This is a genomic window from Streptomyces sp. NPDC050315 (assembly GCF_040655775.1).
Classification (GTDB): domain Bacteria; phylum Actinomycetota; class Actinomycetes; order Streptomycetales; family Streptomycetaceae; genus Streptomyces.
In genome coordinates this window covers 416,750-441,668 of sequence record NZ_JBFAKN010000007.1, presented here as the reverse complement: position 1 = coordinate 441,668, position 24,919 = coordinate 416,750, and the positions used below count along the sequence as shown (strand labels likewise).

At 71.7% G+C, this 24,919-nt stretch carries 18 protein-coding genes and 1 riboswitch; of the genes, 2 read left to right on the top strand and 16 right to left on the bottom strand.

The features are described 5' to 3' along the window. Positions 1-16: 16 nt before the first annotated feature. The 14 genes from AB0I82_RS27420 to AB0I82_RS27355 form a co-directional block, all read right to left on the bottom strand. Positions 17-1,330, bottom strand: a complete 1,314-nt coding sequence (locus AB0I82_RS27420) for a cyclopropane-fatty-acyl-phospholipid synthase family protein (RefSeq protein ID WP_363259992.1) — start codon at positions 1,328-1,330, stop codon at positions 17-19. A gap of 267 nt (positions 1,331-1,597) precedes the next feature. Further along, positions 1,598-2,980, bottom strand: a complete 1,383-nt coding sequence (locus AB0I82_RS27415) for an NAD(P)/FAD-dependent oxidoreductase (protein WP_363259991.1) — start codon at positions 2,978-2,980, stop codon at positions 1,598-1,600. Positions 2,981-3,402: 422 nt separating this feature from the next. Beyond that, complete coding sequence (locus tag AB0I82_RS27410; RefSeq protein WP_363259990.1) at positions 3,403-4,344, bottom strand: Ppx/GppA phosphatase family protein; 942 nt, start codon at positions 4,342-4,344, stop codon at positions 3,403-3,405. Continuing rightward, positions 4,341-4,886, bottom strand: coding sequence for a DUF501 domain-containing protein (locus tag AB0I82_RS27405; protein WP_363259989.1), 546 nt, complete (start codon positions 4,884-4,886; stop codon positions 4,341-4,343). The genes AB0I82_RS27410 and AB0I82_RS27405 overlap by 4 nt, the downstream gene beginning before the upstream one ends. Positions 4,887-4,929: 43 nt before the next feature. After that, positions 4,930-5,382, bottom strand: a complete 453-nt coding sequence (locus tag AB0I82_RS27400) for a septum formation initiator family protein (RefSeq protein ID WP_363259988.1) — start codon at positions 5,380-5,382, stop codon at positions 4,930-4,932. A 48-nt stretch (positions 5,383-5,430) separates the two neighbouring features. Continuing rightward, on the bottom strand, positions 5,431-6,711 hold the full coding sequence (eno, locus tag AB0I82_RS27395) for a phosphopyruvate hydratase (RefSeq protein ID WP_363259987.1): 1,281 nt from the start codon (positions 6,709-6,711) through the stop codon (positions 5,431-5,433). 295 nt (positions 6,712-7,006) lie between these two features. Next, entirely contained in the window at positions 7,007-7,678 is a 672-nt protein-coding gene (locus AB0I82_RS27390; RefSeq protein ID WP_363259986.1) for a transglycosylase family protein, read from the bottom strand. Between the two features lie 3 nt (positions 7,679-7,681). Beyond that, positions 7,682-7,893, bottom strand: a riboswitch (cyclic di-AMP (ydaO/yuaA leader). A gap of 233 nt (positions 7,894-8,126) precedes the next feature. Next, positions 8,127-9,077, bottom strand: coding sequence for a transglycosylase family protein (locus AB0I82_RS27385; RefSeq protein ID WP_363259985.1), 951 nt, complete (start codon positions 9,075-9,077; stop codon positions 8,127-8,129). Between the two features lie 272 nt (positions 9,078-9,349). Then, positions 9,350-10,708, bottom strand: coding sequence for a cytochrome P450 (locus tag AB0I82_RS27380; RefSeq protein ID WP_363259984.1), 1,359 nt, complete (start codon positions 10,706-10,708; stop codon positions 9,350-9,352). 166 nt (positions 10,709-10,874) lie between these two features. Continuing rightward, positions 10,875-11,837: a nucleoside triphosphate pyrophosphohydrolase gene (locus AB0I82_RS27375; protein WP_363259983.1), complete on the bottom strand. Its 963-nt coding sequence runs from the start codon at positions 11,835-11,837 to the stop codon at positions 10,875-10,877. A 68-nt stretch (positions 11,838-11,905) separates the two neighbouring features. Next, positions 11,906-12,535 (bottom strand): SurA N-terminal domain-containing protein, encoded by a 630-nt coding sequence (locus tag AB0I82_RS27370; protein ID WP_363259982.1) that lies wholly within the window; start codon positions 12,533-12,535, stop codon positions 11,906-11,908. Between the two features lie 192 nt (positions 12,536-12,727). Continuing rightward, entirely contained in the window at positions 12,728-14,524 is a 1,797-nt protein-coding gene (locus tag AB0I82_RS27365) for a protein kinase (protein WP_363259981.1), read from the bottom strand. Next, positions 14,521-15,129, bottom strand: a complete 609-nt coding sequence (locus AB0I82_RS27360; RefSeq protein ID WP_363259979.1) for a hypothetical protein — start codon at positions 15,127-15,129, stop codon at positions 14,521-14,523. The genes AB0I82_RS27365 and AB0I82_RS27360 overlap by 4 nt, the downstream gene beginning before the upstream one ends. Positions 15,130-15,299: 170 nt before the next feature. Then, positions 15,300-17,390, bottom strand: a complete 2,091-nt coding sequence (locus tag AB0I82_RS27355) for an N-6 DNA methylase (RefSeq protein ID WP_363260028.1) — start codon at positions 17,388-17,390, stop codon at positions 15,300-15,302. Positions 17,391-17,693: 303 nt separating this feature from the next. On the opposite strand from AB0I82_RS27355, the gene AB0I82_RS27350 reads away from it, so the two are divergent. Next, positions 17,694-18,509 carry a DUF4190 domain-containing protein gene (locus AB0I82_RS27350; protein ID WP_363259977.1) on the top strand — a complete coding sequence of 272 codons (816 nt, stop codon included), beginning with the start codon at positions 17,694-17,696 and terminating at the stop codon, positions 18,507-18,509. 164 nt (positions 18,510-18,673) lie between these two features. On the opposite strand, the gene AB0I82_RS27345 is transcribed toward AB0I82_RS27350, so the two are convergent. Next, positions 18,674-19,429: an HNH endonuclease family protein gene (locus AB0I82_RS27345; protein ID WP_363259976.1), complete on the bottom strand. Its 756-nt coding sequence runs from the start codon at positions 19,427-19,429 to the stop codon at positions 18,674-18,676. Positions 19,430-19,618: 189 nt separating this feature from the next. Here AB0I82_RS27345 and AB0I82_RS27340 point away from each other — a divergent pair, with 189 nt between their 5' ends. After that, positions 19,619-21,085 carry a DUF2079 domain-containing protein gene (locus tag AB0I82_RS27340; RefSeq protein ID WP_363259975.1) on the top strand — a complete coding sequence of 489 codons (1,467 nt, stop codon included), beginning with the start codon at positions 19,619-19,621 and terminating at the stop codon, positions 21,083-21,085. 82 nt (positions 21,086-21,167) lie between these two features. On the opposite strand, the gene mfd is transcribed toward AB0I82_RS27340, so the two are convergent. Next, positions 21,168-24,704, bottom strand: coding sequence for a transcription-repair coupling factor (gene mfd / locus AB0I82_RS27335; protein WP_363259974.1), 3,537 nt, complete (start codon positions 24,702-24,704; stop codon positions 21,168-21,170). Between the last annotated feature and the right edge of the window lie 215 nt (positions 24,705-24,919).

Here is a 24,919-nt window from a genome sequence, read left to right as displayed (position 1 = left end):
GGGCGCTCGCCGTCTTTCAGCTCCGCCACTCCCGTGCCCGCAGCGGCATACCGGACGCCCCGCCCTCCGGCGTACGGACCGCGAGGACCTGGTTCACGCCGATGCGGTTGCGCTCGAAGGAGAGCGCCGAGGCGGCCATGTACAGCCGCCAGACGCGCGCCCGGCCCGGTGTGGTCAGGCGCACCGCGCGGTCCCAGTGGCGCTCCAGGTTGGCCACCCACTGGCGCAGCGTCAGCGCGTAGTGCTCGCGGATGGCCTCCACGTCGCGCACCTCGAAGCCGGCGTCCTCCAGCGCCCCGACGGTCTGCCCGATCGGGGCCAGCTCGCCGTCGGGGAAGACGTAGCGGTCGATGAACTCGTCGACGTGGTAGGTCTCCTCGTCGGCCAGCGGGCGCCGGGCGATCTGGTGGTTGAGCAGCCGGCCGCCGGGCTTGAGCAGGTGGTACAGGTCGGCGGCGTACTCGGCGTACCGGGCGCGGCCGACGTGCTCGGCCATGCCGATGGAGGAGATCGCGTCGTACGGGCCGTCCTTGACCAGGCGGTAGTCCTGGACGCGGATCTCGATGCGGTCGGCGAGCCCGGCGTCGGCCACGCGCTTGCGGGCGTACGCGGCCTGCTCCTCGGAGAGCGTGACGCCGACCGCGCGCACGCCGTAGTGCTCGGCGGCGTGCAGCACCATCGAGCCCCAGCCGCAGCCCACGTCCAGCAGCCGCTCGTCCTCCTTGAGGTCCAGCTTGCGGCAGATGAGGTCGAGCTTGTCGCGCTGGGCCTCCTCCAGGGTCGCCTCGGGGCTCTCCCAGTAGGCGCAGGAGTACACCATCGACGGGCCGAGGACCAGCTCGTAGAAGTCGTTGCCGACGTCGTAGTGGTGGCTGATGGCCTGCTTGTCGCGGCGCAGGGTGTGCAGCGGGCCGTGGCTCTTGGGGGCCTCTTCGGCGGGCGGGCGGGGCGGCAGGGGCGCGCCGGCGAGCGAGAGGAGTTCGCGGGCCGCGCTGCGGACCTCGGGGCGGGCCAGGGCGCGCAGTACGGGGGCGCGCTGCGGCTTGGCCTGATCCTCCGGGCCGCGCTCCCAGATCATTCCGGCGAGGCCGTCCAGGGCGGTGTAGAGGTCTCCGTCGACATCGAGGTCGCCGGCCACCCAGGCACGCGCCAGGCCCAGTTCGCCGGGCTTGAACAGCAGGTGGCGCAGCGCGCGGCGGCTGCGGAAGACGAGGGCCGGAGCTCCTGGCGGACCGGACTCGCTGCGGTCCCAGGCCCGGATGCGCACGGGGAGCGGGGCACCCAGTACCTCCTCCGCGAGCTTGGTGAGCCGTCCAGCGGCGTCGGCCATGTCGCACACCTCCGTTATTGACGAGTCGGGGCGAGGTAGTTTCACCCACCACGTAAACGCCTGGCGGGGCCCGGGTAGTCCCGTTCGTTCGTAAGGGAACAGCAAAGCCCGTTACCGGCGCCCTTGTGAATACGCCGAAGGAGCGGCTCTCGGAGGCGTCCCGCTGACCGCATACGGATACGCCGAAGGGCGCCTGCCCCACGGATGGCAGGCGCCCTTCGGCGCTGTACTGCGTGGCTTTCCGACGCACGGTCAGGAAGCCGGTGTTCAGGAGGCCTTGGCGGCCGTCTTGTCCTCGGCGGCGGCCGGCTTCGGCGCGGGCTTGGCAGCCTCGTAGAACTCCTCGCGGGGGTTCTCCATCGCACCGAGCGAGGTGATGTCGCGCTTCTGGAACACGTTGAGCGTCCACTCGGCGATGACACGGACCTTGCGGTTCCAGGTCGGCATCGCCAGACCGTGGTAGCCGCGGTGCATGTACCAGGCGAGACGACCCTTGAGCTTGATCTTCATCTTGCCCATGACGATCATCGCGACGCCCTTGTGCAGGCCGAGACCGGCGACCGCACCCTTGTTGGCGTGCTTGTACTCCTTCTGCGGGAAGCCCCGCATACCGGAGACCACGTTGTCGCCGAGCACCTTGGCCTGGCGCATCGCGTGCTGGGCGTTCGGCGGGCACCAGGCGTTCTCGTTGCCGTTCTCGCGGCTGACCAGGTCCGGGACCTGGGCGTTGTCGCCCGCGGCCCAGATGTAGTCGGTGCCCTGCACCTGGAGGGTGGCGGCGGTGTCGACGTGGCCGCGCGGGCCGAGCGGGAGACCGAAGCGCGCGAGCGCCGGGTTCGGCTTGACGCCGGCCGTCCACACGATGGTGCTGGCGTCGACCTCGAGCCCGTTGCTGAGCACCACGTGGCCGTCGACGCAGGACGGCATGGTGGTCTTCAGGTAGACCTCGATGCCCCGGGACTCCAGGTGCTCCTTGCCGTACTGGCCGAGCTCGGGACCGACCTCCGGCAGCACCTTGTCCGCGGCGTCGACGAGCACGAAGCGCATGTCCTCGCGCTTCACGTTCTTGTAGAACTTGGCCGCGTCGCGCGCCAGGTCCTCGACCTCGCCGATGGTCTCGGCGCCCGCGAAGCCACCGCCGATGAAGACGAAGGTGAGCGCCTTGCGGCGGATCTCCTCGTCGGTCGTCGACTCGGCCTTGTCGAGCTGCTCCAGCACATGGTTGCGCAGGCCGATGCCCTCCTCGACGCCCTTCATGCCGATGCCCTGCTCGGCCAGGCCGGGGGTCGGGAAGGTGCGGGAGACCGCGCCCATGGCGATGACCAGGTAGTCGAAGGGCAGCTCGTACGCCTCGCCCACGAGCGGGGCGATCGTGGCAACCTTGCGGTCCTGGTCGATGGTGGTGACGCGGCCGGTGAGAATCTCGGCGCCCGGCACAGCGCGTCGCAGCGGGACGACGACGTTACGCGGCGAGATGCTGCCGGCAGCAGTCTCGGGGAGGAAGGGCTGGTACGTCATGTACGAGCGCGGGTCGACGACCGTGACGGTCGCCTCGCCGTACCGCATCTTCTTGAGGATGCGGCGTGCCGCGTACAGGCCTACGTACCCACCGCCTACAACGAGGATCCTGGGACGCTCCGTGGTGCTCATGTCATCGAGTATCCACCCCCACTTGGGGGGTCGCTCGTGAGGGCCTTCACAAGCACGGAAGAGGGGTCTGCTACACTCCGCGCCTTCGTGATCGACGCCATAGCGCCCTCGGGGAACCACTATCCACGGCCGAGCGTTGGGCACCCCTTCTCATCAGCGGTTGCTCCCCTCTGTGAGGCTGGACCACGGGCCGCATAAGCGCTTCTTTAACACCGCCGAAAGCGCACATTCCCAGGGCCGGCCGCCCAGGTGAGCCCCGAACGGCGTCCCGGCGGGCCGTTTGTTCGACCAAGGGGCCCTTTTTTCATGTGAAGAGTTTCACGAACTTTCTCGGCGACACGACGCGAAGGGGCCCCGGAACGCGTCATTCGCATGTTCCGAGGCCCCTCCGAAGCACCTCTCAAAGACCCTCAACGGCCCTCTCAGGCGAGGCTCCAGCCGATCCCGTCCAGGATGTCGTGCTCCGAGACGACGACCTCCTGAGCGCCCGTACGCTCCATGATCGACAGCAGTACGAGGGCGCCCGCGGCGATCACGTCCACCCGGCCCGGATGCATCACCGGGATCGCCGCGCGCTCGTCGTGCGTGGAGGTCAGCAGCCGGTCGGTGATCTCCCGGACCTTGGCCAGCGGGATCCGCGAGTGGTGGATCGCGGCCGAGTCGTACTCCTCCAGGCGCAGCGCGATCCCGGCGAGCGTCGTCACCGACCCCGCGAGGCCGACCAGCGTGTGCGCCTCGCCCAGCGGCACGGTCTCCGCTGCCTCGTCCAGCGCCGCGGCGACGTCCGCCTTTATGGCGGCGATCTGCTCGGCCGTCGGCGGGTCGGTGACCGCGCCGTCGTGCACGAGGTGCCGCTCGGTCATCCGCACACAGCCGACGTCGACGGAGCGGGCGGCCCGCACGGAGTCCGTACCGAGCACGAACTCCGTCGACCCGCCGCCGATGTCCACGACCAAGTACGGCTTCTCCAGGTCTTCGCGCCCGGTCAGCTCCTTCGTCGCGCCCGTGAAGGAGAACTCCGCCTCCTGGTCACCGGTGATCACCTCGGGCTCGACGCCCAGGATGTCCACCACGCCGCGCACGAAGTCGTCGCGGTTCTCCGCGTCGCGCGAGGCCGAGGTCGCCACGAAGCGCAGCTTCTCGGCGCCCAGCTCCTCGATCACCGTGGCGTACTCGCGGCAGGCCGCGAAGGTCCGCTCCAGCGCCTCCGGCGCCAGCCGCCCGGTACGGTCCACGCCCTGACCGAGCCGGACGATCTTCATCCGGCGGTCCAGGTCCTTCAGCTCCCCCGTCTCCGGGTCGGCGTCCGCCACCAGCAGGCGGATGGAGTTCGTACCGCAGTCGATGGCCGCGACCCGGGTCACTGGGCGTCTCCTTCTCCGTCACCGGCGCCGCACGGGCTCACGCACGGCCCCTTCTTCCACCACTCCGGCAGCATCGCGATGGCCTCGTCGCCCAGCGGATTGACGCCCGGCCCGGCCGCCAGCGAGTGGCCGACCAGCACATGCAGGCACTTCACCCGGTCCGGCATCCCGCCGGCGCTCGGGAAGCCCTGCAGCACCTCGATGGCGTCCCGCCGCCGGATGTAGTCCTCGTGCGCGGCGCGGTAGGCGGCGGCGAGCTCCGGGTCGGTCGCCAGTCGCTCGCTCATCTCCTTCATCACGCCGTTCGCCTCCAGCGTGCCGATCGCGGAGGCCGCGCGCGGGCACGTCAGGTAGTACAGCGTGGGGAAGGGCGTGCCGTCCTCCAGGCGCGGGGCCGTCTCGACCACGTCGGGGTTGCCACAGGGGCAGCGGTGCGCGATGGCGCGCAGGCCGCGCGGCGGGCGGCCCAGCTGCTCCCGGAACGCCGCGACGTCCGCGTCGGTGGGCTCGGTGGGCTCGGTCTGGGGAGGCGGCGTGTCCATGCAGGCTTCTCTTGTCGTCAGGGTTGAACGGTCGGCCGCCCCATCATCCCCCGGCGGCACCGCGGCGCGCGTCGGCGGAGTCCAGGCCGGACCAGATGGCTTCGTACCAGGGGCGCTGCACGGGACCCCGGCCGGCCCGCGGCCGGCCCGCGCCCGTGCCGTCCACGACGGTGTAGCCGGTCTCGCCCGGCATCACGTAGTGCAGGTGGCGGCGGGCCTGCTGGCGTACGTAGGCGGGGTCCTGCCAGCGCGCCTTCTCCTGGCGCAGCCGCTGCACCGCCTCCCGGGCCGTCTCGGCCTCACGGCGCTGCTCGGCGATGTCCGAGCGCTGCGAGACGTACGCCCTTATCGGATACGCGAGGGCCACGACCAGCGAGCACAGCACGAGCACGAGGAGCGCGGCGCGCCCGGTGAGCCGGCTGCGGCGGAACACGGTGGCCTCCCCTGGTGGCTGTGTACGCGGCGGCGGGTGACTGCGTACGTACGTCCCCGGCAACGGTACGGGACCGCTGCCGGGGACGTACGGAACTGAGACCTACTGGCGTCAGCCCTTGAAACGCGGGAAGGCGGAACGGCCCGCGTACACCGCCGCGTCGTCGAGGATCTCCTCGATGCGCAGCAGCTGGTTGTACTTGGCGACGCGCTCGGAGCGGGCCGGGGCGCCGGTCTTGATCTGGCCGCAGTTGGTGGCGACGGCCAGGTCGGCGATGGTGACGTCCTCGGTCTCGCCCGAGCGGTGCGACATCATGCACTTGAAGCCGTTGCGCTGGGCCAGCTCGACGGCGTCCAGGGTCTCGGTCAGCGAACCGATCTGGTTGACCTTGACCAGGAGGGCGTTGGCGGAGTTCTCCTCGATGCCGCGGGCCAGGCGCTCGGGGTTGGTGACGAACAGGTCGTCGCCCACGAGCTGCACCTTGGAGCCGAGCTTCTCGGTGATGACGTTCCAGCCGGCCCAGTCGTCCTCGAAGAGCGGGTCCTCGATGGAGACGAGCGGGTACGAGGCGACGAGCTCCTCGTAGTACTCGGTCATCTCGGCGGCCGAGCGGGACTTGCCCTCGAACTCGTACGCGCCGTCCTTGTAGAACTCGGAGGCGGCGACGTCGAGCGCCAGCGCGATGTCCTGGCCGGGGGTGTAGCCGGCCTCCTTGATGGCCTCGAGGATGAGGTCGAGGGCCTCACGGTTCGAGCCCAGGTTCGGGGCGAAGCCGCCCTCGTCGCCCAGGCCGGTGGCCAGGCCCTTGGCCTTCAGGACCTTCTTGAGGGTGTGGTAGACCTCGGCGCCCCAGCGCAGCGCCTCGGAGAAGGACTCCGCGCCGATCGGGGCGATCATGAACTCCTGGATGTCCACGTTGGAGTCGGCGTGCGAGCCGCCGTTCAGGATGTTCATCATCGGGACGGGCAGGACGTGCGCGTTCGGGCCACCGAGGTAGCGGAACAGCGGCAGGTCGCTGGCCTCGGACGCGGCGTGCGCGACGGCCAGGGAGACGCCCAGGATCGCGTTGGCGCCCAGGGAGCCCTTGTTGTCGGTGGCGTCCAGGTCGAACATCGCCTGGTCGATGAGGCGCTGCTCGGTGGCGTCGTAGCCGACCAGCTCGGGGCCGATCTGCTCGATGACGGCCAGCACGGCCTTCTCGACGCCCTTGCCGAGGTAACGGTTCGGGTCGCCGTCACGCAGCTCGATGGCCTCGAAGGCGCCGGTGGAGGCGCCCGACGGCACGGCCGCGCGGCCGGTGCTGCCGTCGTCGAGGCCGACCTCGACCTCGACCGTGGGGTTGCCTCGCGAGTCGAGGATCTCGCGAGCTACGACGACGTCGATCGACGGCACGTTGTCTCCTTCATGGGTGTCATCTGGAGTTCTGCAGCACGAGCCTAACGGCCCGCGGACCCTCCGCCTGCCCCTAGCCCCGTCTGTGAGACGAAAAAGGACCCAAAGGCCCGCAATACGGGAGGTAGCGTCCGGGATTCACGGCGGACGTAGGGGACAAAACGGTCCGTACGCATCTGAGCGGAGGGGCGCCCGGATGGCCACGGAAACGGGGAAGCCCCGCCCGGCGCGCTCGGGGGGACGCGCCTGGCGGGGCAGTCTCACGGGGTGGCGCTCACGCCGCCCTGAGGGCCGATCAGACGTTGAGCTTCTGGCCCGGGAAGATCAGGTCGGGGTTGCCGCCGACCGTCGACTTGTTGGCCTCGTAGACGGCCTTCCAGTTCTTGCCGTGCGCCTTGGCGATCTTGCCCAGGGTGTCGCCGGACTTCACGGTGTAGTTGCCGTGGCCGGTCACCGGCTTCGGGGCGGGCTGCTGCGGCGCCTCCTGCTTGGGGGCGGCCTGCTGCTGCGGGGCGGCCTGCTGCTTGGGCGCCTCCTGCTTCGGGGCGGCCTGCTGCTGAGCCTGGCCGGAGCCACCGGTGTTCACCTGCGCGGCCGGGCCACCGGCGGTCAGGCCGCCGGCACCGGCGCAGCCCCAGGCACCCGGGCCCTGCATGGCGAGCAGCTTCTCGGCGGTGGCGATCTGCTGGTCCTTGGTGGCCAGGTCGGCACGCGGCGCGTACTTGGTACCGCCCGCGGCGGCCCAGGAGGAGTTCGAGAACTGCAGGCCACCGTAGTAGCCGTTGCCGGTGTTGATCGACCAGTTGCCGCCGGACTCGCACTGGGCGACCTTGTCCCAGGTGGCGACCGAGGCGGCGTTGGCGGAACCGGCGGTCATCAGCGGGACGGCCACGGCGGCGCCGGCGACACCGGCGAGCGTGACGACGCGGACGGCCTTCGAGGGGCGGCGGTGCTTGCCCTTGAGCATGCTGTTCTTCCTCACCGACGCCTGCGAGGTGAGCTGTCGGGTTCGGGCTGTGAGTGGCCCGGCCGGATGCGCTGTCCGCACACCCGGCTTCACCCCAAGCCGCCGCCGCGTTTCCGCTGCGGTACGGCACTTACCTTGGTTCCCCCGCTCCTGCCTACGGCGCTTGCGCGACGGTTGTCCGACCGATCACCGGCAGGATTCGGCGAATGATCGGCGGGCTCGCTTGGTGCGAGCGGTGAAGAACGTAAACACACACCCCTCGGCGGTTCAAACCACCTTTTCGTAGGACAGTTTGCGGTTTTCGATCACCGGCGACATCTGTTTGCGCAGGTCGAACACGGTATGGAAAAGAACGGACAGGGCGGACGGAATACCTCGGGACGAGACCCATGTCTCACTTTCCCCAAATGAGGGCAACCATCGCGCACTTAGCGCGTGGGACGCTCCGTCACTGCCCGAGGTCGAGTCGCTGACCAGGCTGAATAAGGTCCGGATCAGCTCCGATGACACCCTCGTTGGCGTCATAGAGGCCGGTCCACCCCTCGGTCAGCCCGTACTCGGCCGCGATCGCGGAGAGGTTGTCGCCGGGCCGCACCGTGTACATGCCGTCGCGGTGCGCGTCACCGCCGCGCGAGGCGTGCCGACCCTCGGGGCGTCCGTCCTTGCCGTCGCCCTTGCTGTCGTCGGCGCCGCCACGGTGCCGGCCGGTACCGGGCGTGGAGGCGCCGCCGTCGGACGACGCGGGCGGCTCGGTGGCCTCCTCGGAGGGCTCCGTCGAGGGGCCGTCGGCGCTGGGCTGCTCGGAGGAGTCTCCGGAGGGGCTGCCGGAGGGGTCTTCCGTGGCGTCTTCGGAGGGCTGCGCATCGCCGGTGTCGGCGTCGGCGTCGCCGGACGGCGTGGCCGACGGCTCATCGGTGGCGCCGTCCGTCGCGTCATCCGTAGTGCCGTCCGTAGTGCCGTCGGACGGCTGGGTGTCGCCGGTGTCCGTGTCGCCTTCGAGGCCGGTGCCGATGCCGTCGTCCGAGGGCTCCGGCGCGGGCGTCTGCGTACTGCCCGGGTCCACGTCGGGTATCAGCCCGTCCAGATCGAGACCGGCGTTCACCGAGCAGCTCGGCCAGGCGTCCGGGCCGCGGTCGTTCAGGATCGACTCGGCGACCGCGATCTGCTGGGAGCGGCTGGCCAGGTCCGGGCGCTCGGCGTAGGACTCGCCGCCGTAGTCCTTCCACATCTCCAGGGTCAGCTGCAGCCCGCCGTAGAAGCCGTTGCCGGAGTTGGCGCTCCAGATGCCACCGCTCTCGCACAGCGCGACGCGGTCCCAGGTGGCGGTGTCGGCGGCCTGGGCACCGCCCGCGGTCAGCAGCGGCAGGGCCAGCCCGGCCCCCGTGACGGAGGCCGCCACCAGAAGGGCGGGGGCCTGACGGGGTCGGCGGTGTCTACCGGTGCCGGAGCGCATGCGACTGCCTTTCGAGAGGCTCTTGGTTGTCGCAGGCAAGGTAGCGGGGGCCCGCTCCGGTCTCAACCCGGTGTAGCCGAGATCACGCGAAGATCACGCTGCTGACGCCGGGTCAATCCTTCCCGGCCCCGGCGCCCTTGGCGCATTCCGGTACGTACGCGAATGCCCTTTCTGACGGGCCGTCGGGGACCGGCGCACACACTGCCCGAGACGTTGCGCTATGCGCCTTTTGGCACGTCGGACTGCGCGGTGTCCGAAGCTGCGGACGGCGTGATGTCCGGCGGTGTCTCCCGCGCTCCCTCCGGCGTGAATCCCACCGGCAGCGCCCGCAGCCCGCGCATGATCAGGCCACCGCGCCACCGCAGGTCATCGGGGTCGGCGGCCAGCCGGAGGTCGGGCAGCCGGGTCAGCAGGGTCGCCAGCGCCGTACGGCCTTCGAGGCGGGCGAGCGGCGCGCCCAGGCAGTAGTGGATACCGTGCCCGTAACCGAGGTGCTGGTTGTCGCGGCGCCCGAGGTCCAGCGTGTCCGGCGCGTCGAACCGCTCCGGGTCCCGGTCGGCGGCCGCCAGTACCACCAGTACCGGATCGCCCGCGGCGATCGACTGCCCGCCGATCGTCAGCTCCTGCGTCGCGAACCGCCAGGTCGCCAGCTCCACCGGCCCGTCGTAACGCAGCAGTTCCTCGATCCCGGTCGCGAGCAGCTCCTCGTCGCCCGCGGCCAGCGCGTCCTGCAGCCGCGCCCGCTGCTCCGGGTTGCGCAGCAGCGCGTACGTACCGTTCCCGATCAGGTTGACCGTCGTCTCGAACCCGGCGAAGAGCAGGATGAACGCCATCGCTGCCGCTTCGTTCTCGGTGAGGTGCTCGCCGTGGTCGGAGGCACGGATGAGGGCCGAGATCAGGTCCTCGTCCTCGGTCTCCTCGGCAGCGAGCGACTCGCGCTTGCGGTGGATCAGATCGGTCAGATACGCGCGCATCTTCTTCACGGACCGGGCGACCCCGCCGCGCGGCCCGCCGCCGTGCCGGATCATCATCCCGGCCCAGTCCCGGAAGTCGTCCTGGTCCTCGCGCGGCACGCCCAGCAGGTCGCAGATCGCGTAGATGGGGAGTGGGAAGGCGAACTCGTGGATGAGGTCGGCCTCGCCGCGCTCGGCGAAGCCGTCGATCAGCTGGTCGGTCAGCTCCTGTACGCGCGGTGCGAAGCGCGCCACCGTACGCGGCGTGAACGCCTTGGAGACGAGGCGGCGGAGCCGGGTGTGGTCGGGCGGGTCGATGTTGAGCAGGTGCGTCATCAGGTTGGCGCTGCGTTCCCCGGGGATGCCGACCTTGCCCTTGCCGTGCGCGGCCTCGCTGTGGTGCTGCGGATTCTTGGAGAGCCGCGGATCGGCCAGCGCCTCGCGCGCATCCGCGTACCGGGTGACCAGCCACGCCTCGACCCCGCTGGGCAGCGCGGTGCGGTGGACGGGCGCATGCTCGCGCAGCCAGGCGTACGCGGGATAGGGGTCGGCGGCGAACTCCCAGGTGAAGAGCTCGGGGCAGGCGGGAAGGGGGGCGGGGGCGGTGGGGGTCTGCTCGTGCACTCTTCGACGGTAACCGGTTATCCACAGGGGGCGGTTACTGTCGGTGGCGGGCTGTAGCTTTTGGGTAGTGCGGTGGAGGTGGGGGAGGGGCTTTCGCCGACTGCTTCCGCTTTCGCCGACCGACTCTCGGTGGATGGGGAGAGGGAGGGGCCCTGCCAGGAACGCGCTAGCCCGCCCCCTCCGCCGCCACAATCGCATCCCGGTACGTACGCGCCGCCGCCCGCAGCGCCGTCTCCGGGTCGGTGCCCTCCGCCTGGGCCCGTACGGCCAGCGCCAGCAGCTCGTACCCGATGCCCTCGCCCGCGACCGGCACGTCGAGCCCGGCCGTACGGGCCCGGGACGCCAGCTTCGCGGCCAGCGCCAGGGCCGGCTGCCCCAGCGGCACCCCCTCCGTCACCGACTCGCGCCCCTTCTCGACCGCCTTCGTCCGCAGCCAGTGCGCCCTGACGTCCTCCGGCGTCGCCGCCTCCTCGTCACCGAAGACGTGCGGGTGCCGGTGGATCAGCTTGTCGACGATGCCACCCGCGACGTCATCGATCGAGAACGGCTCATCGGGGTCGTCCTGCGCGATCCGCGAATGGAAGACCACCTGGAGCAGTACGTCACCCAGCTCCTCGGCGAGCGCCCCCCGGTCCCCCTCCTCGATCGCCTCGACCAGCTCGTACGCCTCCTCCAGGCCGTACTTCGCCAGGTCCTCGTGCGTCCGGATGCCGCTCCACGGGCACGCGACGCGGATCTGGTCCATGACCTGTACGAGGTCCAGCAGCCGGGCGCCGGGCAGATCGTACGAACCGGGCAGCAGCTCCAGGTCGGGCATCGCCTCGCGACCCGACCCGGCGAGCCGGGCCAGCCCGTCGGTCAGCGCGCTCTCGCCGTCGGCGGAGGTCAGTACGACCGCCGTACGGGCGCCGCTCACGCAGTGGTCGACCAGCTCGCGGGCGGTGGGCTCCGCGATCTCGACCGCGATGCCCGCCTCGGCGAGGTACGGCAGCTGCGGGTGGTCCGGGTCGGTGCACAGCACACGGTCGGCGCCGCGCAGCGTCTGCCACGCGGGCCAGGACAGCAGGCCGGGTGCGACCCGGTGGCTGGTGGTGAGCAGGACCAGGCGGCCGGTGGCAGAAGCGTTCACCCGTCGAACGTAACGCACGGCCGGGGCCGGGCGAGCCCCGGCATGCCTCACACCGCCGGCCCCAGGCGTCACACCTGCTGCTTCTGCTCCGTCCGCACCCACGGGGTCTTCGCCTCGCCGAGCATGACCTGGCGGTCGTCCCACTTGCCGAAGCGCGGATTCACATCGATCCCGAGGTCGCGCGAGGTCTTGGCCAGCGCCTGGGCCAGCCGCTGCTGCCCCTGCGGCGACTGGCGGTTCACGCCCAGCTTCTTCGCGATGCCGTCCATCAGGATCTGGTTGCGCACCACGCCGTCGATCTCGCCCGGCGCGATGGCCTGCTGCAGCCACATCGCCTTCAGCCGGTCGGCGCCACCGGCCCGCTGCTCGGCGGCAGACCGCCACTTCTGCACCTCGGAACGGCTGGCCTCGACGCCGGCGTCCTTCGCGCTGCGCGCCAGTACGCGGTCGAAGATCATGCTGTTGAGCGTGGCCAGGCTGAGCCGGCCGGTGTTCTGGATGAGCTGCGCGCCCTGCGGGGCGCCTTCCTGGGCGGTACGGACGTTCTTCACCCGCGCCTGGAGCTGCGCCACGGTGATCCGCTCGCCTCCCACGACGGCCGCGGCACCTGGGTGCGCGTCACTGCCGCAGGCCGACAGGAGCGGGGCCGCCACGATCGCGGCGGCGGAAACGGAGAGCGCAGTCCTACGGCGGAGCATTCGGCCTCCCGGCGAAGATCATGAACGACAGCGGGGGCCTTCCACAGCACCTCGCGGGCGTATCAGTCCTGGCGTTGATCGATGGTATGGAGTCCGCGCGGCGCGGACCAGCAATTCGACCAACGATTGCGGCACTTTTGTGTTTCGTACCCGGGGACGCGGCGGAGGCGGTGATTCCGGGCAGCCGGCCGCTCAGCGGACGCGGGCCAGCCACTCCAGCGTCCGGCGCACCTCCGCAGGGAAGGCGTGATGCGCGCCGTGCACCCGCTCCGCGTCGTACAACAGCCGGGCCAGCGTCTCCTGCGCCGCACCACGCTCGCCGAGCGCGAGCAGCAAGTGGCCTATGGAACGCCGTATCTCCAGCGGCCGTACGGGGTCATCTGACGCCGCCTCGAAGTGCGGCAGCAGCGTGCGGTACTCCTCCAGGGCCGCCGCGACCTCGCCCAGCTGCTCCAGGCACTGCGCCGCCTCGAAACGGAACTGGAGCGCCTGGCGAGCCGCACGCGGACCGGACCCCCGCGCGAACTCCTCGGCCAGCAGCCGAAGTTCCGGCAGCGCACGCCGGTACTGCCCGTCGTCCATCAACGTGGCCGCGTACTGCTTGCGCAGCGTCCGCACGACCGGCGAGTGCTCACCGTGCCGCGCGGCGGCGGCCGGCAGGATGCCGCCCAGGATGTCGACGGCCTGCGTGATCCGCCCATGGTCCAGCAACCGCTTGACCTCCTCAACAGCAGCCGCGACGTCCAGCCCGAGGGGTGTGGGCGCGGATATGGGCGTGGGCGTGGGCGTGGCCGCAGAGGACGGTACGAAGGCTGGCGTACGAGGGTCCGCACCCGGCGGCACGGTCACCGACGCGGCGGGGACGCGCGGCATTGCGACGGCGGGTACGGGAACGGGCTGTACGGGTACGGGCGGTGGGGATACAGGCTGTCCAACGGGCGTCCGTACCTCAGCCACCGCCCCAGCCGCTACCGATCCAGCCGCCACCGGTACGGCTGTCATCATCGGTACGGCCGTCACCGCCGTCCCCCCGGCGCCCGGCGCCACCGCGCGCCGGGGCCATGGCGCATGCGGCAGCAGGAACGGCCGGGTCGGATCCATCGGCGCCACCGGCAGCGACGCCACCCCTGCTCCTCCCCCTCTCCCGGAGCCGGCGTGCGGGAGCAGTGGGGCCAGCGCCTGGTACACCTCCTGCGCGTCGGCCGGGCGGTGTTCGGGGTCCTTGGCCAGCAGCCGCAGCACCAGCGCTTCCAGCGCCTCGGGCACGTCGGGGCGCAACTGCCGCACCGGCACCGGCATCTCGTACAAGTGACGGTGCAGCACGCCCAGCGCCGTCGACCCGGCGAACGGCACGGACCCGCTGAGCAGTTCATGCAGCAGCACACCGAGCGCGTACAGGTCGGTGTACGGGCCGACCGTCCCGCCCATGGCCTGCTCGGGCGCCATGTACGCGGGGCTGCCGATGGGCGAGCCGGTATGGGTGAGGCGGGTGGTGTCCGTGTCCAGTGCGGAGGCGATGCCGAGGTCCAGGACGGTGACCGTGCCGTCCGCCTTGACCATGACGTTCCGCGGCTTGAGGTCCCGGTGCACGATCGGCACCGCGTGCACGGACGCCAGCACCGCGCACAGCTGCGCCGCCACGCACACGGCCCAGGTCCAGGGGTAGGGGTCGTGCTCGGCGAGGTGGTCGGCGAGGTCGGCGCCCTCGACGTACTGCATGACCAGGAAGAGGTCGTCGCCATCGCTGCCCGCGTCGTGCACGGTGACCAGCCCTGGATGGTCGACCTGCGCGGTCACCCGGCACTCGCGCGCGAAACGGTGCCGCAGCTCCTCCGCGTCGGGCGTGCCTGCCAGCCGGTCGGGACGGAGCAGCTTGACACCGACCCGGCGGTCCAGGCGCCGGTCGTACGCGATCCATACCTGGCCCATGCCGCCCTGCCCGAGCAGCGCGGAAAGCTCATACCGCTCGCCGATGACTCTGCCGTTCACCGCCCTTCCCCCTCCTGTCGACCATCGCCCCCGGCGCTCTCACCCCGGCGGAGGTACTCGCTGAGCTCATCCAACTCGGCCCGCACCCGCTCAATCCGCTGCGGCCGCGGCTGCGGCTGCGCGGGGACGGGCGCGGCGTACGGGTTCGGCAGGGAGGCGTACGGCCCATACGCAGAGCCCCCATACGCAGAGGTCCCATACGCAGAGGTCCCATACGGCTGGCCGGCCCGGCCGTGGTCGGCCGGGTATCCCGCGAGCGAATGGGCACGGGCACGGGCACCGGCACGGATGTCGACCACGAGGTAGTACGCGACAGCGCCCGCCATCTGCAGCAGGACCAGGGCCATTGCCACATCCCCGCGCCAGTCGCTCTCCGGCACCGAACCGACCACGGCCAGCAGCGGGATGGCCAGCGCCGCATCCACCCCGAAGATCCACCAGCTCACCGGCCGCCGGTGCACCAGCGCGGCACGCAGCAACGTCACCCAGGCGAGCATCCCGATGCTGAGCACGGCGGTCGCCACGAAGACCACCCGCAGCAGCACGACCGTGCCTGCCTTGGGGAGACGGGGCGGTGGCGGAGCCGGGGCGGCGGGGCCGTGCATTGCTGCTCCTGGTCGGTATGGCCGTCGTGGCGGGTTTTTTCGAGCGTATATACCGACACTGACAACACCGCCTGGGTTGTACGGAACCACATCCCGGTCCGGTCACAGCCGCACCCGCACGCCCCGGCCGACCCCCGGCGCCCCGGCCGGTCACCCGGCTCCCCACCGGATCACCCCGGCGGTATGGACCCGTCCGTCAGCCCGTCGTACAGGCCCTGCGCCAGGCGCTCGCCCAGCCGGGCCGACTCACGCAGCGCTTCCTCGAACGCGGCGAGCGCCCGGAAGCGTTCGCCGTATCCGCGCTGCTCGGCCGGGGGCAGCCGGGGCAGTTGGAGGCGGCGGACGTCGAGCCGGGTGGCGGTGGAGGCGTAGCTGCTGGCCTGGCGGTTGTTGGCGGTACCGCGCAGGAACCCGGCCAGGAACCAGGGGTCCAGCGCGGACGGGTCCGGCCGCAGCAGGAAGAGATTCCGGCCGAGCGCCGCACCCTCGGTGGCGTCATCGACGACCCGGGCGATGGCGCCGCCGCCCAGGACCGGCACGACGACATCGCCCGCCTGGAGAAGGACCGGCTCTTCGGGGGCGTCGCCGGTGGCCGGTTCGGGAAGGGTGCCGGACGGTGGCGTGCCACCGATGACGTCGTGCTCGGTGAGCTGGACGGGGCCCTCACCGAGGGCGGCCGTGCCGGGCCCGCCGGCCCGCAGCAACAGCGCGCCGCCCCGGGCCAGCTCGCCGACGGTGGTCAGCGGCCAGCGGGCGGGCGCCGCCCGGCCGGCGGACGCGGGGGCCGGCGCGAGATCGGTGGTACGGGCGAGGGCGGCGGTCAGCTCCTCGTGTGCCCGGGCCAGTTCGGCGGGGCCGCCTCCCGCGGCGGGCGGCGGGAGGTGCCGGGCCGGGGCGAGGTCGACGTCGTCGTCCAGCAGGTCGATGGCGGCCAGCGAGCGCCGTACGCCCGGCTGTTCCTCGATGCCGCCCTCGTGGTCGAAGGCCCGCCAGGCATCCAGGACGGTGGCGCGCACGGTCTGCCAGTCGAGCTTGTCCCGGCCTCCCGGGGCGAGTTCGGCGGTGTCGACGACCAGGAGGTGAGGAGCGGGCGGCGGGGCGCTGCCCGGCCGGTGCAGCACCCATAGGTGCAGCGGGATGCCGTACGGCGGCGCGGCGCCGGCGGGCAGCGCGATGACGGCCCGCAGCGCGCCGCGGCGCAGCAGGTCGGCGCGGATCCGGCGGCCGGAGCGGCGGGAGGCGGCGGCGGGCGGCATGAGCAGGACGGCCGTACCGCCGGTCTTGAGACGGGCCAGTGCGTGCTGCACCCAGGCCAGCTCGGATTCCGTACGGGCCGGGAAGCCGTACTCCCAGCGGGGGTCGTAGGCCAGGGTGTCGTGGCCCCAGTTCCGCTCGTTGAAGGGCGGGTGGGCGAGGACGGCGTCGACCGCGAGGTCGGGGAAGGCGTCGGCGCGCAGCGTGTCGGCGGCCTGGATCCGGACCTGGGTCTCCGGCGAACGCAGGGCCAGGCGCAGGGCGGTGAGCGCGGCGAGATCGGCGTCGGCCTCCTGCCCGTAGAGCGCGGCGGGCTCCGGACGCACCGGGCCGGGGGCCGGCTCCTGTGCGGGGTACAGCAGGGTGCCCGTACCGGCGGCGGGGTCCAGGACGGCATCGGCGGGGCCGGCCAGCTCGGCCATGAGGGCGGCGAGGCCGGGCGGGGTGAGGGTGTACTGCCGGGGGTTGGCGTCCAGATGGCGGCCGAGCAGGAACTCGTATGCATACGGAGCGCCTTCCGCATCCTCCGCGAGCTCGGCGGCCGCCCGGACGAGGGCGCTGGACGGGGCGAGGGTCTCTCGGGTGAGGCCCGTGACGGGGTGGGCGGGGCCGAGCCGGGCGGTGAGGACGGCGTCGAGCGCGGGCGGCAGCAGATCTGTCAGCTCGGCATCGTCCTCGGCGCGCGCGAGCCCGCGCCAGACGGCGGGGCGGTCACGGACGAGGAGGAGAACGGCTCCGACGTGCCGCAGGGCCGTGGCGGCGCCGGCCGGGTGGCCCGCGACCTGCTGCCACACCCGCTCGCGCAGCGGCACTTCGGCGAGCTTGCCCTGATCGCGCAGCCACTGCTCGACGGCGGTCAGCGCGAAGGCGGGGCTGGCCTCCGTGCCTCCCACGGGCCGGGGGAAGTCGGCGTGCCGGCGGCGCCAGTTGCTGACCGCGGCCCGGCCCACGCCGGCCAGGCGCGCGATACCCGCAGCGGTCACCTCCGCCGCGACCGCGGCTTCCACCGCGGTCTGCGCTGGGGTCTCCGGTGTTGCGTTCTCCGGCACCTGACTGGCTCCCGTCCGATCGCTCCGTCGCGTCTGTCGCCTGTGTCAGCGAGCATACCCACGACACAGCCCCGAACCCCTTCACGCCGTGAATTAACACTTTCCCGTGAACCGTGTTGACTCGGTTCACAGCCTCTGCTGTTATTGAGCCATCGCGACACCAGCTCCACCTTTCTCGACTTTCTTCTCGTTCTTCTCCTCTCTCTTTCTTCAGGTCGATTCGTCAGAACCGATCGAGACTCCCGGAAGGGACCCAAAGCCATGTCCCAGCAGATGCAGTTCCCGCCCGGCGCACCGGTTCCGACGGGCGCCCCGGCTCCGCAGGCCGCGCGCAACGGCCTGGGCATCGCGGCCCTCGTGCTCGGCGTGATCGGCGCCCTGTCCGGTCTGATACCGCTCATGTTCTGGTTCGCCGGCACGCTCGGCCTGCTGGCCCTGATCTTCGGCCTGGTCGGCCGCGGCCGCGCCAAGCGCGGTCAGGCCACCAATAAGGGGGTCGCGCTGGCGGGCGTGCTGCTGGGCGTCGCCTCGCTGATCCTGTCGGTGGTCGGTGCGGTCATCACCTTCACCGCGGTCAAGGACACGGTCGACGAGATCAACAAGTCGCTGGAGACCTCCACCGCGCAGCCCAAGAGCGGGGACGATGACGCGGCCGGCACGGGCGGCGGCTCGAAGGGCAAGGTGGGCGAGGCGCTGCACGCCGGCGACACCGCCGAGTACGACACGGGTCTGAGCGTCACGGTGTCCAAGGCGACCGCGTACACCGTCGGCGAGTTCGCCGTCGGTCACAAGGAGGGCCAGAAGGCTTACAAGATCACGGTGCAGCTGGAGAACAAGGGCAAGGAAAAGTTCGACAGCACCCTGACCCTGGTCGAGGCGCGCGCCGGCAAGGACGGCAAGGCCGCGGAGCAGATATTCGACGGCACGGTCGGCGAGGGCTTCAACGGCAAGATCCTGCCGGGCAAGAGCGCGAGCGTGGAGTTCGCCTTCGACGCGCCGGCGGGGGCGAAGAACCTCGACGTCGAGGTGACGCCGGGCCTGGAGCACGAGGCGTCCCAGTGGGACCTGGGTCTGTGACCTGCCCCTGACGACCACCGGCACCGTGCCCGACCAGCCATCCCAGGCTGACGGGCACGGCCGCCGTACTGGCTGACGAGTACTGCCGCCGTACAGGCTGACGGGCGCGGCCGCCGTGCCGTACTGGCTGACGGGCACCGGCCCGTCGTTGGGGTTCCGGTCGGCTAGTTCGCGTGGAAGCGGGGCGGTGCCTCGGTCGGGTTGCCGCCTGTGGGGAGGTGCTCGGCCGGGCAGGTGTTCAGTACCTTCCCCATTGCCGCCTTCTCCGCGCGCGTCACCCACAGGCCGTACTTCTTCTTCACCGCGACCTGCTGGGCGATGTAGTCGCAGCGGTAGCCCTTGTTGGCCGGGAGCCAGGTGGCCGCGTCGCCGTCGCTCTTCTGGCGATTGGCGGAGGCGCCGACCGCGATGAGGTTCAGCGGATCGTTGGCCAGCGCGATCCGCTTGCCGGCCGGCCACTGCTGGGCGCCCTTCTGCCAGGCGTCCGACAGGGCCACGACGTGGTCGATGTCCACGAGGCTGCTGCCGCGCCGGAAGATCACCCGCTGCCCGGTGTAGGGGTCCTTCGCCAGTTCGCCCGAGGACACCTTGCAGTGTCCGTCCTGGTACTGCACCTGCGTCAGGTCGCGTTTGAGGATGTCCTCGCGGGTCGGGCAGCCGTTGCTGTCGGTGTCGGCCCAGGCGGTGCCGAAGCGGTCTCGCTCGTATCCGGTCTTCGGGGCCCGGCCCTTGACCGTGAGCGAGCCGAGCGCCGCGAGCGCACTGCCCGGTTCGCCCGTCGCCGTGGGAACGTCCGGGCTCCGCTTGCCGTCTCCTTGAGTGCTGCCGCCGGACGGGTTGCAGCCGGCCAGGGCGAGGGCCGCGGCCAGGGCCGTCACGGAGAGCGCGGCACGGCGTACGGGAAGCGCGGACCGTATCAAGGGGACATCCAATCTTCGGTTGCATCGCGGCAGGCGGGGCACGGGGGACCCCTTGGTGACCGTACGTCTCGTCGGCCACGTTGTAGGACGGGCCGTCCGATTCGATGGTTTCGAGTACCTTTCGGAAGTTGAGACGGCAGAGAGCAAGCACGGGGCCAGGCGAGCGAGAAAGAGTAAGGATCGATCCGCATGGACACGGCCGCAGCAACCGCGACGGACGAGGCCGGCGCACGGACCCCGGCCGCGGCCGACAGCCGTACCGGGCGCGGGCCGGGCCGCCTCCGTGGCCGGGCCGCCGCGTTGCGCGCCCCGCGCCTGGATCCGTACTGGACGGCCGCCGCCCTCTTCACGCTGTTCGCCGCGGTGTCCGTGCAGCGGTACCGCACCATGGGCACGATCTCCTGGGACCTCGGGATATTCGAGCAGGTCGTCCGGTCCTACGCGCATCTCCGGGCCCCCGTCGCCGATCTCAAGGGCCCCGGCGCGAACATCCTCGGCGACCACTTCAGTCCGGTACTCGCCCTGCTCGCCCCGCTCTACCGGCTGCTGCCCTCCCCCGTGACCCTGCTCGTCGCGCAGGCCGCGCTCTTCGCACTGTCCGCCGTGCCCGTCACCCGGTGCGCGGCCCGGCTGCTCGGCCGCCGCTCCGGACTCGCCGTCGGCGTGGCGTACGGGCTGTCCTGGGGGCTGCAGCGCGCGGTCGACTTCGACTTCCACGAGATCGCGTTCGCGCTGCCGTTGATCGCCTTCTCGTTGGAGGCGGTGATCGGCAGGCGCTGGACCGCAGCGGTGTGCTGGGCGGTCCCGCTGGTCCTGGTCAAGGAGGACCTCGGGGTGACCGCGGCGGCCATCGGCGTGATCATCCTGATCCGGACCCGGCGGGCGCTGCCAGCGGCCGTCACGCTGGTCCTCCTCGGCCTCGCCGCCAGCGCCCTCACCCTCGCCGTGATCATCCCTGCCTTCAACGGCACCGGCTCGTACGACTACTGGACCAAGCTCAGCGGTGACGGCGGCCCGGCGCCGGTCATCCCCGTGGACACGGCCGTCCGTACGCTGCTGTGGACGCTGCTGCCGACCACCGGCCTGCTGGCGCTGCGTTCACCGCTGCTGCTCGCCGCGGTGCCGACCCTCGGCTGGCGTTTCGTCTCGCACGACGACCATTACTGGGGCACCGACTGGCACTACAGCGCCGTCCTGATGCCGGTGGTCTTCCTCGCGCTGGTCGACGCGGTGCCCCGGTTCCGGATGAGCGGCCGCCCCTGGCTGCGCAGTTACGCCACGCACGTCCCGGCGGCGGCGCTGGCCGCGGCCCTCGCCCTGACCACCACGCTCCCGCTGGCGCGGCTCACCGAAGCGGCCACCTACCGCACGCCGTCCACCGTCCCCCAGGCCGAGGCGCTGCTCGGCCGCATCCCCGACGGCGCCACCGTCGAGGCCGACGTCCGGCCCATCAGCCGCCTCACCGGCCGTACGACGGTGTACTGGATAGGCGACACCCGCGGCATCGCCCCGGACTACATCGCCGTCCAGCTCCGCGACGGCCGGACCACCCCGCAGGCCCTCGCGGACGCCGTCCACCGCCACCCGGGCGCGGTGTACGTACCGGACGGCGAGGCCGGCGGCCTCACGCTCCTCAAGCGCGCCACGAAGGACTGAGAGCCGCGGCAGGGGCCCCCACGGCCCCGCCGCCGCGGCGGACCCGAGACCCGCTGCCCCGGCTCACGAGGCGGGCGCTCCCCTACGACCCCAGCACCGACGTGAGGAACTCCCCCACCCAAGCCAGCAGTTCGCGCCCGACCAGGGGCTTGCCGCCGATCTTGCCCGTGGTCGGGCGGGGGACCAGGACCTGGTGGGTGGCGGGCTTGATGACCGTGCGCGGGTACAGGCGCTTCAGTCGCAGCTCCTGGGACTCGCGCAGTTCGACCGGGCCGAAGCGGATGTTGGAGCCCTGCAGCGTGATGTCGGTGACGCCGCAGGCGCGGGCGAGCATCCGCAGGCCCGCGACCAGCAGGAGGTTCTCCACCGGCTCGGGGAGCTTGCCGTAGCGGTCGGTCAGCTCCTCGCGTACCGAGGCGATGTCCTCCTCGGTGTTGGCCGCGGCGATCGCGCGGTACGCCTGCAGGCGCAGCCGCTCGCCGGGGGCGTAGTCGTGCGGGACGTGCGCGTCCACCGGCAGCTCGATCTTGACCTCGAGCGGCGGCTCTTCCTCCACGCCGCCTTCCAGGGAGGCGCGGTAGTCCGCCACGGCCTCGCCGACCATGCGGACGTACAGGTCGAAGCCGACGCCCGCGATGTGGCCCGACTGCTCGCCGCCGAGGAGGTTGCCCGCGCCGCGGATCTCCAGGTCCTTCATGGCGACGTACATGCCGGCGCCCATCTCCGTGTGCTGGGCGATGGTGGCCAGCCGCTCGTGCGCGGTCTCGGTGAGCGGCTTCTCCGGCGGGTAGAGGAAGTACGCGTAACCGCGCTCCCTCCCTCGTCCCACGCGGCCGCGCAGCTGATGCAGCTGCGAGAGGCCGAAATTGTCGCCTCGTTCAACGATCAGCGTGTTGGCGTTGGAGATGTCGATGCCGGACTCGACGATGGTCGTGGCGACCAGTACGTCGGACTTCTTCTCCCAGAAGTCGACCACGACCTGTTCGAGCGCGGACTCCGACATCTGGCCGTGGGCGGTGGTGATGCGCGCCTCGGGGACGATCTCGCGGAGCCGGGCCGCGGCCCGGTCGATGGACTCCACACGGTTGTGGATGTAGAAGACCTGGCCCTCGCGGAGCAGTTCGCGGCGGATGGCGGCGCCGATCTGCTTCTCCTCGTACGGCCCGACGAAGGTCAGGACCGGGTGCCGCTCCTCGGGCGGGGTGGTGATGGTCGACATCTCGCGGATGCCGGTCACCGCCATCTCCAAAGTCCTGGGGATGGGCGTTGCGGACATCGTGAGCACGTCCACGTTGGCGCGGAGCTTCTTCAGCTGCTCCTTGTGCTCGACACCGAAGCGCTGCTCCTCGTCGACGATGACCAGGCCCAGGTCCTTGAACTTGGTCTCGGAGGAGAAGAGGCGGTGGGTGCCGATGACGATGTCGACCGAGCCGTCCTTCAGCCCCTCCAGGGTGGCCTTGGACTCGGTCTCGGTCTGGAAGCGGGAGAGGGCACGGACGTTGACGGGGAACTGGCCGTAGCGCTCGGTGAAGGTGCCGAAGTGCTGCTGCACGAGCAGCGTGGTCGGGACCAGCACGGCGACCTGCTTGCCGTCCTGGACGGCCTTGAAGGCGGCGCGCACCGCGATCTCGGTCTTGCCGTAGCCGACGTCGCCGCAGATCAGCCGGTCCATCGGGACCGACTTCTCCATGTCCTCCTTGACCTCGGCGATGGTGGTGAGCTGGTCGGGCGTCTCCGCATACGGGAACGCGTCCTCCAGCTCGCGCTGCCAGGGGGTGTCCGGGCCGAACGTGTGGCCGGGCGCCGCCATCCGGGCCGAGTACAGCTTGATCAGGTCGGCCGCGATCTCCTTGACGGCCTTCTTGGCGCGCGCCTTGGTCTTGGTCCAGTCGGCGCCGCCGAGGCGATGCAGCGTCGGGGCCTCGCCGCCCACGTACTTGGTGACCTGCTCCAGCTGGTCGGTGGGGATGTAGAGGCGGTCGCCGGGCTGGCCGCGCTTGGCGGGCGCGTACTCGACGAGGAGGTACTCGCGGGTGGCGCCTTGGACCGTGCGCTGCACCATCTCGATGTACCGGCCCACGCCGTGCTGTTCGTGCACGATGTAGTCGCCCGCTTCGAGGGTCAGCGGGTCGATGGTCTTGCGGCGGCGGGCCGGCATCCGTGTGGCGTCCTTGCCGGCCGCCTTCTGGCCCGAGAGGTCGGTCTCGGTGAGGACGGCGAGCTGGAGGCCCGGGTCGACGAAGCCGTTGTCGATCGAGCCGCAGGAGACGTGCACGAGGGACGGCGAGATCTCCGCCAGCTCGGAGTCCAGGCGGGCGGCGATGCCCTCGCCGCCGAGCACCTCGACCGTACGGGCCGCGGGGCCGTGGCCCTCGGTGAGGTAGACCGTGCGCCAGCCGTCGGCCAGCCACTGCTTGGTGTCGGCGAGCGCGCGCTGGGTGTCGCCTCTGTACGTCTCGGGGGCGTGCATGCCGAGCTTGAGGGTGTCCCCGTCCGCCTCGCCCGCCTCGTCGGCGGCGAACTGCGAGACCGACCACCACATCATGCCCAGCTCGCGGGCGCGGTCCCGGACGTCCGCGATGCCCCACAGGGAGGCCGCGCCGACATCGATGGGCGCCTCCCCGCCGCCGGCCGTCGCCGCCCAGCTGGCCTGCAGGAATTCCTGGCTGGTGGCGACCAGGTCGGCGGCGCGCGTCCGCACCCGCTCCGGGTCGCAGACCACCGCCATGGAGCCCGCCGGCAGCACGTCCAGCAGCAGCTCCATCTCGTCCACGAGGACCGGCGCGAGGGACTCCATGCCCTCCACCGCGATGCCCTCGGCGATCTTGCCGAGCAGCTCGCCGAGCTCCGGGTGCTCCTCGGCGAGCGCCGCGGCCCGCTCCCGTACGGAGGCGGTGAGCAGCAGCTCACGACAGGGCGGCGCCCACAGACCGTGCTCGGCGATCTCCAGGGAGCGCTGGTCGGCGACCTTGAAGTACCGGATCTCCTCGACGTCGTCGCCCCAGAACTCGATCCGCAGCGGGTGTTCCTCGGTGGGCGGGAAGACGTCCAGGATGCCGCCGCGGACCGCGAACTCGCCGCGCTTCTCGACCAGTTCCACCCGGCTGTACGCGGCGGCCGCCAGGCCGTCCACGATCTCGCCCAGGTCGGCGCTCTCGCCGCTGCGCAGCGCGACGGGCTCCAGGTCGCCCAGCCCCTTGACCTGCGGCTGCAGCACGGAGCGCACGGGCGCGACCACGACCGAGACCGGGCCGGTCGCCGGGTCGTCCTTGCTGGGGTGGGCGAGCCGGCGCAGCACGGCGAGGCGGCGGCCGACGGTGTCCGAACGGGGCGAGAGCCGCTCGTGCGGCAGGGTCTCCCAGGAGGGGTACTCCACGACGCTGTCCTCGGGGAGCAGCGAGCGCAGCGCGGCGGCCAGGTCCTCGGCCTCCCGGCCGGTCGCGGTGACCGCGAGCACCGGGCGCCGGGCGTCGCGGGCCAGGGCGGCGACGGCGAAGGGACGGGCGGCCGGCGGGCCGACCAGGTCCAGGTGGCGGCGGTGCCCGTCGGTGGCGGCCTCGACCGCTTCGGCCAGCGCCGGGTCCCGTACGACGGCGTCGAGCAGTCCTGTCAGGCTCATGAAAAGGCTTCCGTCCCAGGGAGTCGGACAACGTGGGTGCCGCCCTGCGGCGGCTCGACGGCCGGCACCGCGGGCGGGCCAGGATCCCCCAGCGTACGCCCGGCCGCGGTGCGGATGGGGTCATCGGGGTGGTACGGGAGCGCGGCACCGGCGCGCGCCGCCGTGGCTGGTCGCGACGGCGCGGCACCGTCTCGACGGGCGAGAAGCCCCGTACC

Excerpts from the sequence above, each read along its gene's own strand:
- AB0I82_RS27420 (WP_363259992.1), bottom strand. The coding sequence starts at position 1,330 with ATGGCCGACGCCGCTGGACGGCTCACCAAGCTCGCGGAGGAGGTACTG.
- AB0I82_RS27415 (WP_363259991.1), bottom strand. The coding sequence starts at position 2,980 with ATGAGCACCACGGAGCGTCCCAGGATCCTCGTTGTAGGCGGTGGGTAC.
- AB0I82_RS27405 (WP_363259989.1), bottom strand. The coding sequence starts at position 4,886 with ATGGACACGCCGCCTCCCCAGACCGAGCCCACCGAGCCCACCGACGCG.
- AB0I82_RS27390 (WP_363259986.1), bottom strand. The coding sequence starts at position 7,678 with ATGCTCAAGGGCAAGCACCGCCGCCCCTCGAAGGCCGTCCGCGTCGTC.
- AB0I82_RS27370 (WP_363259982.1), bottom strand. The coding sequence starts at position 12,535 with ATGCTCCGCCGTAGGACTGCGCTCTCCGTTTCCGCCGCCGCGATCGTG.
- AB0I82_RS27360 (WP_363259979.1), bottom strand. The coding sequence starts at position 15,129 with ATGCACGGCCCCGCCGCCCCGGCTCCGCCACCGCCCCGTCTCCCCAAG.
- AB0I82_RS27350 (WP_363259977.1), top strand. The coding sequence starts at position 17,694 with ATGTCCCAGCAGATGCAGTTCCCGCCCGGCGCACCGGTTCCGACGGGC.
- AB0I82_RS27340 (WP_363259975.1), top strand. The coding sequence starts at position 19,619 with ATGGACACGGCCGCAGCAACCGCGACGGACGAGGCCGGCGCACGGACC.
- mfd (WP_363259974.1), bottom strand. The coding sequence starts at position 24,704 with ATGAGCCTGACAGGACTGCTCGACGCCGTCGTACGGGACCCGGCGCTG.